Origin of the sequence: Inhella proteolytica, from assembly GCF_016093275.1 — a bacterium.
Classification (GTDB): domain Bacteria; phylum Pseudomonadota; class Gammaproteobacteria; order Burkholderiales; family Burkholderiaceae_C; genus Inhella; species Inhella proteolytica.
On the sequence record NZ_JAEDAK010000024.1, the window covers coordinates 14,110 to 28,217 of the forward strand.

Here is a 14,108-nt window from a genome sequence, read left to right on the forward strand (position 1 = left end):
TCCGCTGGCTAGGGCAAGGCCTGCCCTTTCGTCTCCCCCACCACCCGCACCAAGTACTCCACAAACGCCCGCACCCGCGCCGAGAGGTGGCGGTTGTGCGGGTACAGCACGTAGAAGGGGCGGGTGCGGCCGCCGGCCGGGCGCAGCACTTCCACAAGCTGGCCGGCCTCGACCAGGGGGCGCGCCACGAAGTGGTAGATCTGGAACAGCCCGCCGCCGGCCGCGGCCCAGCCCAGGCCGGCCAGCACGTCTTCGTGCACGCGCTGGCGGCTCTTGAAGGCGTAGTCGATCTCGTGGCCGTCGGCGTCGCGCAGGATCCAGGGCATGGGGCGGCCGGTGCTGGGCAGCACGAACTGGATGAGGTCGTGCTGGCGCAGGTCGTCGATGGACTTCGGGCGGCCGCGCCGCTTCAGGTACTGGGGCGCGGCGAACAGGCCCACCGGGGCGTCTTCGAGCTTGCGCGCCACCAGCCGGGAGTCCCGCGGCTCGCCCAGGCGGATGGCCAGGTCGTAGCCGTCCTCGATGAAGTCGATGTTGCGGTTCGAGACGTTGAGCTCCACCTCCACACCGGGGTAGGCCGCCATAAAACCGGGCAGCAGCGGCACCAGCCGGTGGTGGCCATACACGGTGCCCACGCTGATGCGCAGCAGGCCCTTGGGCACGGTCTGCCGGCCGGTGATGGCGCGCTCGGCCTCGGCGATCTGGTCCAGCGCCTGCTGGCACTGGGCCTGGTAGAGCTCGCCATCGGCGGTCAGGCGCACGCTGCGCGTGGTGCGGGTGAACAGGCGCACGCCCAGCCGGGCTTCCAGGCGCGCGATGGAGCGGCTGACCGAGGCCGGCGTCAGGCCCAGGTGCTCGGCGGCGGCAGTGAAGCTGCCCACCTCGGCGGCCTTGCAGAAGAGCTCGATGCTGCCGAGTTGGACGGGGTCGAAGGTGCGCCTCATTTGTTCATCGCCGTTATCAATCTTGTTCTTCTGGATCAGTTTATTGGCCGCGAGGTGCGCCCTACAGTGAGTGCACCGCGCCGCACAGCGCTTTACTGATGAACGACGGACACCCCATGAGCCCCCGCATCCTGATGATCGTGACCTCCAACGCCCGCATGGGCAGCACCGACAAACCCACCGGCCTGTGGGCCGAAGAACTGGCGGTGCCTTACTACGCGCTGAGCGACGCGGGCGCCGATGTGACGCTGGCCTCGCCGGCCGGCGGCCCGGCGCCCATCGATCCTTCCAGCGTGAAGCCGCGCGGCCAGAACGACGCCGTGGTGGAGCGCTTCCTGGCCGATGCGGCGCTGCAGGCCCGCCTGGCGGCCACGCCGCGCGTGAGCGACTTCGACGGCGCGCAGTTCGACGCGCTGTTCTTCCCGGGCGGCCACGGCACGATGTGGGACCTGCCGACCGACGCCGGCGTGACCCGCGCGGTGGAGCGTGCATTTGCGGGCGGACGCTTGATTGCTTCGGTGTGCCACGGCGCGGCCGGGCTGGTGACGGCGCGTCGCCCCGACGGTCAGTCCATCGTGAAGGACCTGCGCGTGAACGCGTTCACCGACGCGGAGGAGCGGGCGGTCGGCCTGCAGGACGTCGTGCCCTTCATGCTGGAAACGCGCCTGCGGGAGCTCGGTGGTCGGTTCGAGGGGGCAGACAACTGGCAGCCCTTCGCCATCCAGGACGGCCCGCTGGTGACGGGGCAGAACCCGCAGTCATCGCACCGGGTGGCGCAGATGCTGCTGCAGGCCCTGGGCGTGCGCGTGGCCGCCTGAGCCGCGCCGCGTTCAGGCGAGCTCGGCGCGCCGCGCCAGCAGCTCGGCAAACCGCTGCTCCAGGCCGGGGTGCACCGGCCCCAGGGCCTGCACCACGCGGGCGGCCCAGTCGAAGTACTGCTGGCGCCGCGCGGCGTCCCAGCCCTGCGGCGGGTGGGCCAGGATGTCGCTGAGGTTGCAGATCTTGTCGGCTAGCTTGACGAGCCGGGCCGCGGGCGAAAGCGTGGCCGCGTGCTCGATCTGCGCCTGCTTGCGCGCGGGCTTGGGCAGGCTCTTGTCGTCGGTCACTTCCTGCACCACGGCGGCGATCGGGGCGCCGAACAGGGCCTGCAGTTCCTCGGCCGTGGTTTCGGTGTCCTCCAGGGTGTCGTGCAGCACGGCGGCGCACAGCACGACGGGGTCGTGCACACCGCCCAGTTGCGCCAGCACCTGGGCCAGGGCAATGGGGTGGTTGATGTAGGGCGAGGCCTGGGCGTCTTTGCGGCGCTGGTGGCGGTGCTTTTCGGCCGCGAAGGCCACGGCTTGGACGAACAGCGGGAGGGGGTGGGTGGCTTGCATCGAAGGCTCCGGGAGTCGCTCTTGGGGGTTCGGGTTGAGTGTCAGGGCGAGGCGGCTGCCGGGCGCAAGCCCCTGGTGCAGCGGGTGAAAGGGCGGCTCCGCTAGGCTGGGCGCATGCCCAATTCCACGCTTCCCCGCCGCCTGGCCGTGCTGCTGCTGGCCCTGGCCGGCACCGCACACGCCAGCCCCGCCAGCCCCGCCAGCCCCACCACGCCACTGCCCGAGCTGAACCTGCCTGCCTACATGGGCCGCTGGCACCAGGTGGCGCTGGTCCCGAACCGCTTTCAGGAGCAATGCCTGGACAGCACCACGGCCACCTACACGCTGCTGGAAGACGGGCGCGTGCGGGTGCTGAACCGCTGCCGCACCAAGGACGGTTGGGACGAGACCGAGGGCATGGCGCGGCCGCGCACGGGCACGCAGCAGCGCGAGGGCAGCGTGGTGGCGCCGGCCTCGCTGGAGGTGAGCTTCCTGCCCGCGGCGCTGCGCTGGCTGCCAGTGGGCTGGGGCAAGTACGACGTGCTTCAGCTGGGCCCGCAGCAGCAGTGGGCGGTGGTGAGCGAACCGACGCAGCAGTACCTGTGGGTGCTGGCACGCACGCCGCAGCTGGATGCCGAGCAATGGGCGGCGGTGGAGGCCTTGCTGCGGGAGCGGGGCTTTGACCTGGGACGCCTGAAGCGCGAGGCGCCGCCGCAGGGAGGTTGAGGGCGCCTGAGCGCAGGGGCGAAGGGGCGCTTGCGCGCACCCGACATCGTCTTCCGCTCCTGGTGCGGCTAAAAGTTCCGCCCCGAGCAGGGCGCCGCTACAGGGGCAGCTCAGCCGCGCGCTGCAGGCGTTGCAGGTTGTCCGCCGCCACGGCCCGAAAGCCGTTGGAGATGCGGTCGTCTTGCGCCGCCTCGGCCCAGAAGGCCGTGGCCGCCGCCAGGGCCTGCCGCCACACATCGGCCTGCGCGGGGCTGGGCAGCGGCGGCGTGAACTCGCGCTGCGGCAGCTCGCCCCCGCCGAGCGGCGCGTAGGCCATGGGCAGCATGTCGTAGGCCGGCGCCATTTCGAAGCCGGAGCGGCCATCGGCCTGGCGCTGGGGCAGCAGGCCGAGGTTGCCGGCGTGCATGTCGCTGTTGGCGATCAGGCGGCCGAACGCATGCAGCAGTTCGATGCGCTGCAGGGTCTCGGCGCGAATGAACCCGACTTCCCGCAGCGCGCGGCCGGCCTGGGGCCACTCACCGGCGTGGCCGAGCAGGGCTGCATCCACCGTCTGCAGGCTGACGACCGGGCTGCGGCCGAAGCGGCCGTGGCGGTCGAAGCGCTCGCTTTCCAGGAAGGTGCGGCCACCGCCCTGCAGGATGCGGGAGCGCGCCACTGGCAGCGCGGTGTGCAGGGCCAGGGCCTGCAGGGCCAGGTGCTCGCAGACCAGCAGATCGGACCAGCGTTGCACGGTGGCCGAGCCGGCATCGGCGCCGGAGAACTTGACGATGCAATGCGGGGTGGCGGCCCCGGCCAGCTGGCGCTGGGTGATGAATTTGGGGAATTCGCCGGCGGCCGAGGAGCCGGCAATGCCTTCCTGCATCGTGCGCGTGGCCAGGTCTGCATAGCGCGCGCTCAGCTCGGCATCGCTTTCGGGTGTGGGGGGCGGCTGCAGCCATTGGGCACGCGCCTGCTCGAGCGCCGCATCGCCCAGCACCAGGTTGCCGGGCAAGTCCGCGCCCAGGCTGCGCAGCGCCAGCAGCACGGCGTCGTCGGACCAGCGTGTCGGGTCGGCGTCCAGCTGCAGCTCGCGCGCGTGGCGGCGCGCAAACAGGCGGCCCAGGAAGCCCTGCGGCCGCGCATCGGCCAGCGGGTAGGGCAGACCGGGCCACCAGCCCTCGCGCGCCTCACCCGCGCCGGATGGACCCAGGGGCCACAGCGAGGCGGTCAGGTCCAGATGGCAGCCCTCGGGTCGGATAGGGACCAGCCGGCCCAGCTGCGACACCGCCCCTGACGCATCGATGGCGTAGACGGGTTCATCAAAGAGCAGCCCGCGCAGCGCACGGCGCAGGGCAAAGCGGCGGCGGCGCGTCTGGCCCGCAGCCAGCAGCTCGGGGCCCAGCGCCTCCAGCTGACGCTGCAGGCTGCGCAGCGGCAGGCCGGTGCGTTCAGCAAGTTGCTGGCGCGACACCGGCGCGTGGCGGGCCAGGGTGGTGCGCAGGCTGTCTGAGGGGGGCGGCATGGCTGAATGGCCTGAAAATTGGCCCGAATCTTCGCACTTATGCGTTTGTCAAAACACGACTTTCGCCAAACAGACCCAAATTGTTGGCCTGAATAGTTCGGCAAATAAGCGGTACCCAGATCGGCATCCGCCACGCGCCGCGGCCCCTTTGCACACAGCGCATCTGTTCCACTCCCGCCGTGAAGTCCGCAACCCCTCCCGCCCCCAAGCCCCCCGCCCCGCCCTTCCCCCTGCCCCAGCCGCGCCACGCCGCGCGCCTGCCTGCGGGCCTGAAGCCCGAAGACTGGCAACGCATCCGCCAGGCCGCGCATGCGCTGCCGCAGGTGCTGGCGCCGGCCGACCTGGATGAGGACGGCGACGAGGCGCTGGAGCGGCTGGGCGCCATCCAGATCGGCAAGGCCGCGGCCGGTGGCCGGCCGAGCCGCTGGATCCTGCCGCAGCACATTGCCGTGGCGCTGGCCCAGCTGGACGCCACGCCGCTGAGCAACACCTTGCGGCCGCAGCTGCAGCAGCGCATGCAGCAGCTTGAATCCTTGGGCCTGCAGCGCGAAGGCCTGCTGTTCACGCGCCTGTGCATGCAGCCGCTGGAGCTGGCGCATGAGGGCTGGCGCATCGAGCTGGCGCACCGCGTGCCGGTGGACGAGGCGCCGCTGTGGGCCTTTGTGCGCGATGGCGACCTGGCCGCCCTGCGCCGCGCGCTGGGGCCGATGCCGCCCTACTCCCACCCGGCCGAGCTGACGCTGCACCTGAACCACCTGGTGGCGCGCAGCGAAGCCATGGGCCACCCCAGCCTGCTGCCATCCTTGCTGCCGCGCCTGCAGGCCGAGTGCAGCGTGCCGATGCCCTTTACGGAGCTGAAGGCGGCGCTGACGCGTGCGCAGGACCGCTGGGAAAACGCCGTCAACGAGCAGGACCGCCTGGCCAGCCTGGGCCGCGAGCTGGCCTTCCGCGGCTACCCGGACAGCTTTGATGTGGCGCGCCAGCTGGGCCGCCGGGTCACGCTCTTCCTGGGCCCGCCGAACAGCGGCAAGACGCATGCGGCGTTTGAGAAATTGGCGCAGGTGCAGAACGGGGCTTACTTGGCACCGCTGCGCTTGCTGGCGCTGGAGGGGCGCGACCGCCTGGCCGGCCGCGGCGTGCCCTGCTCGCTGCTGACGGGCGAGGAGCGCGTGCCGGCCGAGAACGCGCGCGTGGTCAGCAGCACCATCGAGATGGCGAACACGCGCGAGCCGGTGGACGTGGCGGTGATCGACGAGGCGCAGATGCTGTTCGACGACTCGCGCGGCTGGGCATGGACGCAGGCCATCTGCGGCGTGCCGGCGCGCGAGCTGATCATCATTGCCTCGGCCTACGCGGCACCCGCCATCGAGCGCCTGCTGGCGCTGTGCGGCGAGCGCGCCGAGCGGCGCCTCTTTGAGCGCAAGCAGCAGGTGCAGCTGATGCCCGCCCCGGTGCCGATGACGCATCTGCAGCCGGGTGATGCGGTGGTGGCCTTCAGCCGCCGCGACGTGCTGATGCTGCGCGACCAGATTGCCCAGGACGGCCACCGCGTGAGCGTGATCTACGGCGCGCTGCCGCCCGAGGTGCGGCGCCGCGAGGCCGAGCGCTTTGCGGTGGGCGCCAGCGATGTGCTGGTGGCCACCGATGCCATCGGCATGGGCCTGAACCTGCCGATCCGCCGCGTGCTGTTCTCCACCTTGGAGAAGTTCGACGGCGTGGGCGACCGCAAGCTCAGCGTGAGCGAGGTGCACCAGATCGCCGGCCGCGCCGGCCGCTACGGCCTGCACGACGAGGGCTTCGTGAGCGTGCTCAAGGAGAGCGAGGCCAGCGCCATGAAGATCCTGCGCGAGCTGCTGCCCAAGGAGCCGCGCGCGCCGCGCGACTTCAAGGCCCCGGTGGCGCCGAACTGGGGCCATGTGAGCACCATTGCCGAGCGCATGGGGGTGAAGAAGCTCTACGCGGTGCTGAGCATCTTCATGCAGCAGCTGCGCCTGGACGACGCCCACTTCGCCGTGGCCGAGCTGGAGCAGATGCTGGAACTGGCCGAGATGCTGGACCGGCACGCCGCGGGCCTGAGCCTGCAGGAGCGCTTCCGCTACGCGCAGGCGCCAGTGGATTCACGCCTGCCGCAGCTGCTGGAGCAGTTCCAGGGCTGGGCCGAACGCCACGCCCGCACCGGCCAGGCCGGCGCGCCGGAGTTCGTGGACGACGTGGACCAGCACGCCCGCCTGGACCGCATGGAGCAGGCGCTGCGCATGTGCACGCTGTGGCTCTGGCTGGATCTGCGCTTCCCCGGCGTGTACGGCCATGTGGACGAGGTGCTGGACCTGCGCGGGCGGCTGAACGACGGGATTGAGCGGCAGCTGAAGGGCAAGCGGCCGCTGTGGCAGCGGCGCGGGCGCTGAACTGACGAGGGGCGGTCGCCAGGCGAGCGCGCCCTGCCGGGTTCAGGCCTGCGCGAGCAACTGATCCAGCGCGCGCTCGAAGGAGCCCACGGTGCGGTCGATGTGCTGCAGCTTGTCCAGCCCGAACAGACCGATGCGGAAGCTGCGGAAGTCCGCGCCCTCGTCGCAGGCCAGCGGCACGCCGGCGGCGATCTGCAGGCCTTGGCCGGCCCAGGCGCGGGTGTTTTGCCAGTCGGCGTGCGGGGTGTAGCTCACCACCACGCAGGGCGCCTGGAAGCCCGGCGCGGCCACGCTGGGAATGCCGCGTACTTCGAGCAGGCCGCGCACGCGGCGGCCCAGCTCTTCCTGGGCGGCCTTGGCATTCGCGAAGCCGAAGGCGCGGGTCTCGGCCACGGCGTCGCGCAGCTGCGCCAGGCCGTCGGTGGGGTAGGTGGCGTGGTAGGCCATCTGGCCCTGCTCGTGCGCGGCCATGATGGCGGCCCACTTCTTCAGATCGAGCGCAAAGCTGCTGCTATTGGTTTCGGCCAGGCGCGCCACGGCGCGGGGCGAGAGCATCACCAGGCCGGCGCAGGGCGTGCTGCTCCAGCCTTTTTGCGGCGCGCTGATCAGCACGTCCACGCCGGTCTGGGCCATGTCCACCCACATCGCGCCGGAGGCCACGCAGTCCAGCACGAACAGGCCGTCGTGCGCGTGCACGGCCTCGGCAATGGCCTTGAGGTGATCGTCCGGCAGCATCAGGCCGGCGGAGGTTTCCACGTGCGGGGCGAACACCACGGCGGGGCGGGTCTGGCGGATGGTGCTGACGATCTCGTCCAGCGGGGCCGGGGCGAACGGCGCCGTGTCACCCGGCTGCAGCCGCCGGGCCTTCAGCACGGTGGACGAGGAGGCCACGCCCGCCATCTCGAAGATCTGCGTCCAGCGGTAGCTGAACCAGCCGTTGCGCACGATCAGCACGTCCTGCCCGCCGGCGAACTGGCGCGCCACCGCTTCCATGCCGTAGCTGCCACCCCCGGGCACCACCACCGCCGCGGCGGCGTTGTAGACCTCCTTCAGCCCGGCCGAGAGGTCTTGCATGACCTTGGCGAAGCGCTGGGAGAGGTGGTTCAGCGAGCGGTCGGTGTAGACGACCGAGTATTCGAGCAAGCCGTCGGGGTCGATATGGGGCAGCAGGCCAGGCATGGGGTTCCGCCTTCGTGGGTGTCTTGGGGTTGGTCGAGTGTAGGAAGCCGCGCGCGCCACCGCGCTGCCGCTTCACGCACCGAGAAGGCAAGCCCCACCGCTGACGGATCCGGAAGGGGGTGGGCGTTTTGACAATCCCCGCCATGAATGCGCTCCCTACCACCCCGCTGGCCGGCCTGAAGGTCGTCGAGATGGGCCAGCTCATCGCCGGACCCTTCGTCGGCAAGACCCTGGGCGACTTTGGTGCCGAGGTCATCAAGATCGAGCCCCCTGCCGGTGGCGACCCGCTGCGCGGCTGGCGTCTGCAGCAGGACGGTACGTCCGTGTGGTGGCAGGTGCAGTCGCGCAACAAGCGCTCGCTGGCGCTGGACCTGCGCGCGCCCGAAGGCCAGGAGATTGCGCGCCGCCTGATTGCCGAGGCCGATGTGCTGGTGGAGAACTTCCGCCCCGGCACGCTGGAGGGCTGGGGCCTGGGCTGGGAGGCGCTTTCGGCGCTGAACCCGCGGCTGGTGATGCTGCGCATCTCCGGCTATGGCCAGAGCGGGCCGTACAAGGACCGCCCCGGCTTCGGCATGATCGGCGAGGCCATGGGGGGCTTGCGCCACCTCACCGGCGAGAGCGGCCGCGTGCCGGTGCGCTGCGGGGTGTCGATCGGCGACACGCTGGCGGCGCTGCACGGCGTCATCGGCGTGCTGATGGCGCTGTACCACCACAAGGTGCACGGCGGGCCGGGCCAGGTGATCGACGTGGCCCTGCACGAGGCCGTCTTCAACTGCATGGAAAGTCTGCTGCCCGAGTACAGCGCCGCCGGCCTGGTGCGCGAGCCCGGTGGCTCGGCCCTGCCCGGCATCGCCCCCAGCAATGCCTACCCCTGCGTGGATGGCGTGGTGCTGGTGGCCGGCAATGGCGACTCGATCTTCAAGCGCCTGATGGCGGCCATCGGCCGCGCCGACCTGGGCCAAGATCCGGAGCTGGCGCACAACAGCGGCCGCGTGGCGCGGGTGGACGAGATCGACGGCGCCATCGCCGCCTGGACGCGCCCGCGCAGCGTGGCGGCGGTGCTGGAGGCCCTGACCGCCGCCGATGTGCCGGCCGGCAAGGTCTACACCGCGGCGGACATCGCCGCCGACCCGCATTACCAGGCGCGCGAGATGCTGCTGCAGCAGACCACGCGCACCGGCCGCACGCTCATGGTGCCGGGCATCGTGCCCAAGCTGCTGGGCACGCCCGGCAGCCTGCGCCGCCCAGCGCCCGGGCTGGGCGAGGACGGCGAAGCCGTGCTGGCCGAACTGGGCCTGACGCCGGAGCAGATCGCCGCGCTGCGTGCGCGTGGCGTGCTGGCCTGAGCCTCAGGGCTTCGGAAGACCCAGCGCCGCCTCCAGCGCCGGGTCCAGCCCGTACACATCCTCGAAGAAGCAGACCTCGCCGCCGCGCACCAGCGCGGTGCCGTAGGTGATCAGCATCGGCAGCGGCTCCGCCACCGCCACGGCCTGGGGGCGCGGGTCGGCCAGGGCGGCGCGCACGGCGGCCAGGTTCCAGCCCGGCTGGCCCTGCAGCACGAAGGCGGCCAGCGCGGCCGGGTCTTCGACGCGGATGCAGCCGTGGCTGAGGTCGCGCCGGCTGCGAGCGAACAGCCGCGTGGACGGCGTGTGGTGCAGGTAGACGGACTCGCGGTTCGGGAACACGAACTTGATGGCGCCCAGCGCGTTGCGCGGCCCCGGCCGCTGGCGGATGCGCAGGCGGCCGCGCAGCACCTCGGCCAGGCGGTCCTCGCTCAGCTCGGCCTCCACGCCCGCGGGGCCGACGAACTCATAGCCCTCGCGCGCCCATTGCGCGGGGTCGCGGCGCAGCTCGGGCACCAGCTCGTCTCGCGCAATCTTGTAGGGCACGTTCCAAAAGGGCTGGAATTCGATGCGGCGCAGGCTTTCCAGCAGCAGGGGCGTGCGGCGGTCCAGCGCCTGGCCGACGATGACGCGCATCTCCGCCCGCAGCGCCAGGCCTTCACCCTGCAGCTCGTAGGCGCGCAGCCGGTACTCGGGCAGGTTGATGACGAGCATGCGCGGTGCAGCGCGCAATGGCGTCCAACGCAGGCGTTCCAGCGCCAGCACCAGTTGGCGCAGGCGGCGGGCCGGCGGCACTTCCAGGGCGGCGCGCGTGGCGCGGCCCAGCACGCCGTCGGCTTCCAGGCCATGGCGGGCCTGGAAGCGGCACAGCGCGGCGAGCACGTCACCCTCCAGGCGCTCCGCCGCCACGGCTGTGGGCGCCAGATCACCCAGCGCCAGCAGGCGGGCGCTCAGCAGGGGCAGGCCTTCCCAGGCCTGGCCGGGCTCCAGGCGCTGGCGCGCGGGCAGGGCCGGCAGGCTTTGCGCCCAGGCGGGGTGCTCGGCCAGGGCGCGGTACTGCGCCAGGGCCTGGCGCAGGCGCTGGTACTGCGGCAGTGCGGGCGCGGCGGCGCGCTCCGCAGCGGCCAGATCCTGCAGCGCCAGCGCGGCCTGCAGGGCGGCGGCGGGGTCGAACGGCTCGCGCGGCGCGCCAAAGCCCAAGCCCAGCGCGGCCGGGTCCACACGCCCCAGGCGCAAATGCCGCAGGTAGCGCAGCAGGGCGGCCTGCAGGGTCTCGGCCAGCGCGGCGCGGGCGGTTTCATCGGGTGCTGCCAGCCAGGCGTCGGCCAGAGCCGGCAGGCCGTAGTCGGCCGGGTTCAGGCCGTGGCTGTCGGCCTGGTTCAGCAGGGCCAGCGCCTGCGCGGCCAGCGGGCTGGGCCGGTCGTCCTGCCACCAGGGGCTGGCGGCCGCACCCAGCGGCAGCAGCGCCAGGGTGCACAGAGAGCGGCGACGGTTCATGGCCAGTATGTTGCCGAAGGCTGAAACAAACGAAACACAAGACCCCCTTGCCGAAACCAGGGCACAACAAGCGCTGCCGAGACTGACGTCATTCCAGCCCCAACCGGGAGTGCACCATGGTCTTCTCTGCCGCTGAACTCGATCTGTCCCACGATCTGCCGCCCGGTTTGGTGGCTGAGGCCCCGGGCAGCTACCGCATCGAGCCCGCACGCATCACCGACTGGCCGCTGGTGCTGGACCGCCCCGGCCACTACCACCTGGCCGCCGACCTGACGGTGCCCCCCGGCGAGGACGGCCTGCTGGTGACGGCCGACAACGTGCACCTGGACCTGGGCGGCCACGAACTGGCCGGCCACTGCGAACCCGAGGCGCCCTGCCTGGCGCTGGAGATCACCGGCCGACGCGCCACGCTGAGCCGCGGCCGCGTGCATTCGCTCAGCGGCTGGGCGGTTTCGCTCGGCCCCGATTGCTGCATGGAAGACGTGGTGCTGGTCAGCCCGAGCGGCTTTGGCTACGGCTTCGGCGGCGCCAGCAACGCGCAGCCCACGCCGGCTCCGCTCAAGCCCGCGCTGGCCCGCCCCCGCCCCATGACCACCTGGCAAAGCCCGGCCTGCAACCCGAACGGCCTGCCGGTGTGGGTGTCGCTGCGCGAAAGCAAGGCGCGCCGCGCCGCGGCACGCCGCTGAGCCCGCGAAAAATCAGAGCACTTCGGCCAGCCGCACCGGAATGCGGCGCGGGCCGAAGCGGCCGGGCTGCGCACCCCAGCGCCCCGCGATGGCCGTGCCGCAATGCGTGCAATGACCTTGCGCGTCCAGCGCGTAGTGCAGCAGCCGGTACCAATCCCGCACCACCACCGCGGCGCCACAGCCCGGGCACAGGGTGCTACCGCCCTCGGGGTCGTGCACATTGCCGGTGTACACAAAGCGCAGGCCCTCGTCGCGCGCAATGCGGCGCGCCAGCGTCAGGGTCTCGGGCGGGGTGCGTGGCCGCTCCTGCATCTTGAAGTCGGGGTGGAAGGCGCTGAAGTGCAGGGGCACGTCCGGTCCCAGGTGCTCGTGCACCCAGCGGCTCAAGGCCGTCAGCTCGGCCGGACTGTCGTTCAGGCCGGGAATGAGGAGTGTGGTGATCTCCAGCCAGCAGTCGGTTTCGTGGGCGATGTATTCGAGCGTCTCCAGCACCGGCGCCAGGTGCGCGCCGGTCTGCTGGAAGTAGAAGTCTTCGGTGAAGCCCTTCAGGTCGACATTGGCGGCATCCATGGCGGCGAAGAAGGGCCGGCGCGGCTCGGCGTGGATGTAGCCAGCCGTCACCGCCACCGTCTTCAGCCCCGCCGCATGGCAGGCCGCCGCGCAGTCCAAGGCGTACTCGGCAAAGATCACCGGGTCGTTGTAGGTGAAAGCCACGCTGGTGCAGCCATGCTGGCGCGCCGCCTGCGCCAGTTGCGCGGGGCTGGCCTGGTCCATCAGCCGGTCCATCTCGCGGCTTTTGCTGATGTCCCAGTTCTGGCAGAACTTGCAGGCCAGGTTGCAGCCCGCCGTGCCAAAGCTCAGCACCGGAGTGCCGGGGTAGAAGTGGTTGAGCGGCTTCTTCTCGATCGGGTCAATGCAAAAGCCCGAGCTGCGCCCATAGGTGGTGAGCACCATGGCATCGCCGTCGCGCTGGCGCACGAAGCACAGGCCGCGCTGGCCCTCGTGCAGCTTGCAGTCACGCGGGCACAGATCACATTGAATGCGGCCGTCCTCCAGCCGGTGCCACCACTGCGCCGCATGGGTCATGCGATCACCCCTTCGCCGCCACGAACTTGCGCACTCGGTAGCGCTGCAACTGCAGGTCCTCGGCCCAGAAATCCGCCGCCAGGCCGGCCTTGCGCTTCAGCGCGGCCAGGAAGGCGCGGGGTTCGGGCAGCTGCTCCCACACCTGCGGCAGGAAGGTGGCGCGGTGGCCCTGCCAGCTCAGGATGACACCGTCCTTGCCCGGGCGCAGCTGGGCGCAGGCCTCGGCCTCGCTGGCCACCGGGAAGGGCTCGGGCGGGGCGAGCAGCGAGATCTCGACCTCGGTGTCCGGCCACTCCTCGGCACTCAGCGGCGGGAAGCGCGGGTCCTTGAAAGCGGCATTGAGCGCGTGCTGGCGCACGTCCTCGCCCAGCGGCCGCGTGGCCACCAGGGAGCCGATGCAGCCGCGCAGCCGGCCCTGGCGGTTGAGCGTGACGAACACGGCGCCGGGCTTGTCCAACAGCGGGTGGTCCGCCGGTGCGGGGCTCTCCAGGCCCAGGGCGCTGGCGATCTGGTGGCGCGCCTGGGTGAGCAGCGCGCGGCCCAGGCCCTGCAGGTCCTCGGCCTGCGCAGGGGCCGCCGCGCCGGGCTCGAACACCAGCGCGGCATAGCCCACCACGCGGCTCTTGTCGCCCGCGGTGTCGCCGCTGTTGCGCAGGTCCAGCAGGCGCGGCTGCAGGCCATGGGCGCGCGCCGCCAGCAGCGCGCCCGCGAGCGGCGTGGCGCCGCAGGCCTGGTCGTGCGTCAGCGTGGGGTCAAGGCGCAGCACCTGCTCAATCGTGCCCTGGTCCTTGGCGCGCGCCTCGGCGTAGGGCAGGTAGTGGCTGAGGTCGGTGCTGATGACGATCAGCGTCTCCTCGCCACCCCACAGCCGCTCCAGCAGCTGCGCCACCTGCTGCGGGCTGGCGCGGCCCACGGCCAGGGGCAGCAGCTGGAAGGGGCCGAGCACCTGCTGCAGGAAAGGCAGCTGCACCTCGAGCGCGTGCTCCTGCTCGTGCACGGCGTCGCTGACGCCGACGAAGGGCAGATCCGCCAGCGCGGCCAGCGCGGCGCGGTCGATCGGCACGGGGCCGAGCGGCGAATCGAAGGCCGCCACGCTGGGCGCGGCGATGCCCTGCACCGCCACGCGGTGCGCGGGCCCGAGCAGGATGACGCGCCGCACCCTGCCGGCCAGGCGCTGCAGGCTGGCGTAGCCGCTGGCCGCTACCGCGCCGGAATAGATGTAGCCGGCATGTGGCACCACCAGCACCTTGGGCGCGCGCGGCAGCGGCTGGGTGCGCACGCCGGCCATCAGCTCGTCCAGGGTGGTGCGCAGGGCCTCGGGCTGGCCGGGGTAGAAGCGGCCCGCCACGGCGGCCGGGCGCAGGGTCGTCGTTTCCATGCGTCGAG

Annotated in this window: 12 protein-coding genes; 5 read left to right on the top strand and 7 right to left on the bottom strand. The window is 71.9% G+C overall.

The genetic code is table 11. The features are described 5' to 3' along the window. Positions 1-8: 8 nt before the first annotated feature. The gene (locus I7X39_RS21615) at positions 9-944 is read right to left on the bottom strand and encodes a LysR family transcriptional regulator (RefSeq protein ID WP_198113453.1); all 936 of its coding nucleotides are present in this window, start codon (positions 942-944) and stop codon (positions 9-11) included. Between the two features lie 116 nt (positions 945-1,060). On the opposite strand from I7X39_RS21615, the gene I7X39_RS21620 reads away from it, so the two are divergent. Further along, the gene (locus I7X39_RS21620; RefSeq protein ID WP_198113454.1) at positions 1,061-1,762 is read left to right on the top strand and encodes a type 1 glutamine amidotransferase domain-containing protein; all 702 of its coding nucleotides are present in this window, start codon (positions 1,061-1,063) and stop codon (positions 1,760-1,762) included. 12 nt (positions 1,763-1,774) lie between these two features. Here the strand turns inward: I7X39_RS21620 and I7X39_RS21625 are convergent, their stop codons facing one another. Then, positions 1,775-2,320 carry an HD domain-containing protein gene (locus I7X39_RS21625; protein ID WP_198113455.1) on the bottom strand — a complete coding sequence of 182 codons (546 nt, stop codon included), beginning with the start codon at positions 2,318-2,320 and terminating at the stop codon, positions 1,775-1,777. A 114-nt stretch (positions 2,321-2,434) separates the two neighbouring features. Here I7X39_RS21625 and I7X39_RS21630 point away from each other — a divergent pair, with 114 nt between their 5' ends. Further along, positions 2,435-3,025 carry a lipocalin family protein gene (locus I7X39_RS21630; protein WP_198113456.1) on the top strand — a complete coding sequence of 197 codons (591 nt, stop codon included), beginning with the start codon at positions 2,435-2,437 and terminating at the stop codon, positions 3,023-3,025. Between the two features lie 97 nt (positions 3,026-3,122). Here the strand turns inward: I7X39_RS21630 and yjjJ are convergent, their stop codons facing one another. After that, entirely contained in the window at positions 3,123-4,526 is a 1,404-nt protein-coding gene (gene yjjJ, locus I7X39_RS21635; RefSeq protein WP_198113457.1) for a type II toxin-antitoxin system HipA family toxin YjjJ, read from the bottom strand. 179 nt (positions 4,527-4,705) lie between these two features. On the opposite strand from yjjJ, the gene I7X39_RS21640 reads away from it, so the two are divergent. Further along, entirely contained in the window at positions 4,706-6,931 is a 2,226-nt protein-coding gene (locus tag I7X39_RS21640; protein ID WP_198113458.1) for a helicase-related protein, read from the top strand. A gap of 42 nt (positions 6,932-6,973) precedes the next feature. Here I7X39_RS21640 and I7X39_RS21645 read toward each other — a convergent pair whose 3' ends face one another. Beyond that, positions 6,974-8,110: an aminotransferase class V-fold PLP-dependent enzyme gene (locus I7X39_RS21645; protein WP_198113459.1), complete on the bottom strand. Its 1,137-nt coding sequence runs from the start codon at positions 8,108-8,110 to the stop codon at positions 6,974-6,976. A 143-nt stretch (positions 8,111-8,253) separates the two neighbouring features. On the opposite strand from I7X39_RS21645, the gene I7X39_RS21650 reads away from it, so the two are divergent. Beyond that, entirely contained in the window at positions 8,254-9,456 is a 1,203-nt protein-coding gene (locus tag I7X39_RS21650; protein ID WP_198113460.1) for a CaiB/BaiF CoA transferase family protein, read from the top strand. Between the two features lie 3 nt (positions 9,457-9,459). Here the strand turns inward: I7X39_RS21650 and I7X39_RS21655 are convergent, their stop codons facing one another. Continuing rightward, entirely contained in the window at positions 9,460-10,950 is a 1,491-nt protein-coding gene (locus I7X39_RS21655; RefSeq protein WP_198113461.1) for a L,D-transpeptidase family protein, read from the bottom strand. 116 nt (positions 10,951-11,066) lie between these two features. On the opposite strand from I7X39_RS21655, the gene I7X39_RS21660 reads away from it, so the two are divergent. Next, the gene (locus I7X39_RS21660) at positions 11,067-11,636 is read left to right on the top strand and encodes a hypothetical protein (protein ID WP_198113462.1); all 570 of its coding nucleotides are present in this window, start codon (positions 11,067-11,069) and stop codon (positions 11,634-11,636) included. Positions 11,637-11,648: 12 nt separating this feature from the next. Here the strand turns inward: I7X39_RS21660 and amrS are convergent, their stop codons facing one another. Beyond that, positions 11,649-12,722, bottom strand: coding sequence for an AmmeMemoRadiSam system radical SAM enzyme (gene amrS, locus I7X39_RS21665; protein WP_198113463.1), 1,074 nt, complete (start codon positions 12,720-12,722; stop codon positions 11,649-11,651). A 4-nt stretch (positions 12,723-12,726) separates the two neighbouring features. Then, the gene (gene amrB, locus I7X39_RS21670; protein ID WP_198113464.1) at positions 12,727-14,100 is read right to left on the bottom strand and encodes an AmmeMemoRadiSam system protein B; all 1,374 of its coding nucleotides are present in this window, start codon (positions 14,098-14,100) and stop codon (positions 12,727-12,729) included. Between the last annotated feature and the right edge of the window lie 8 nt (positions 14,101-14,108).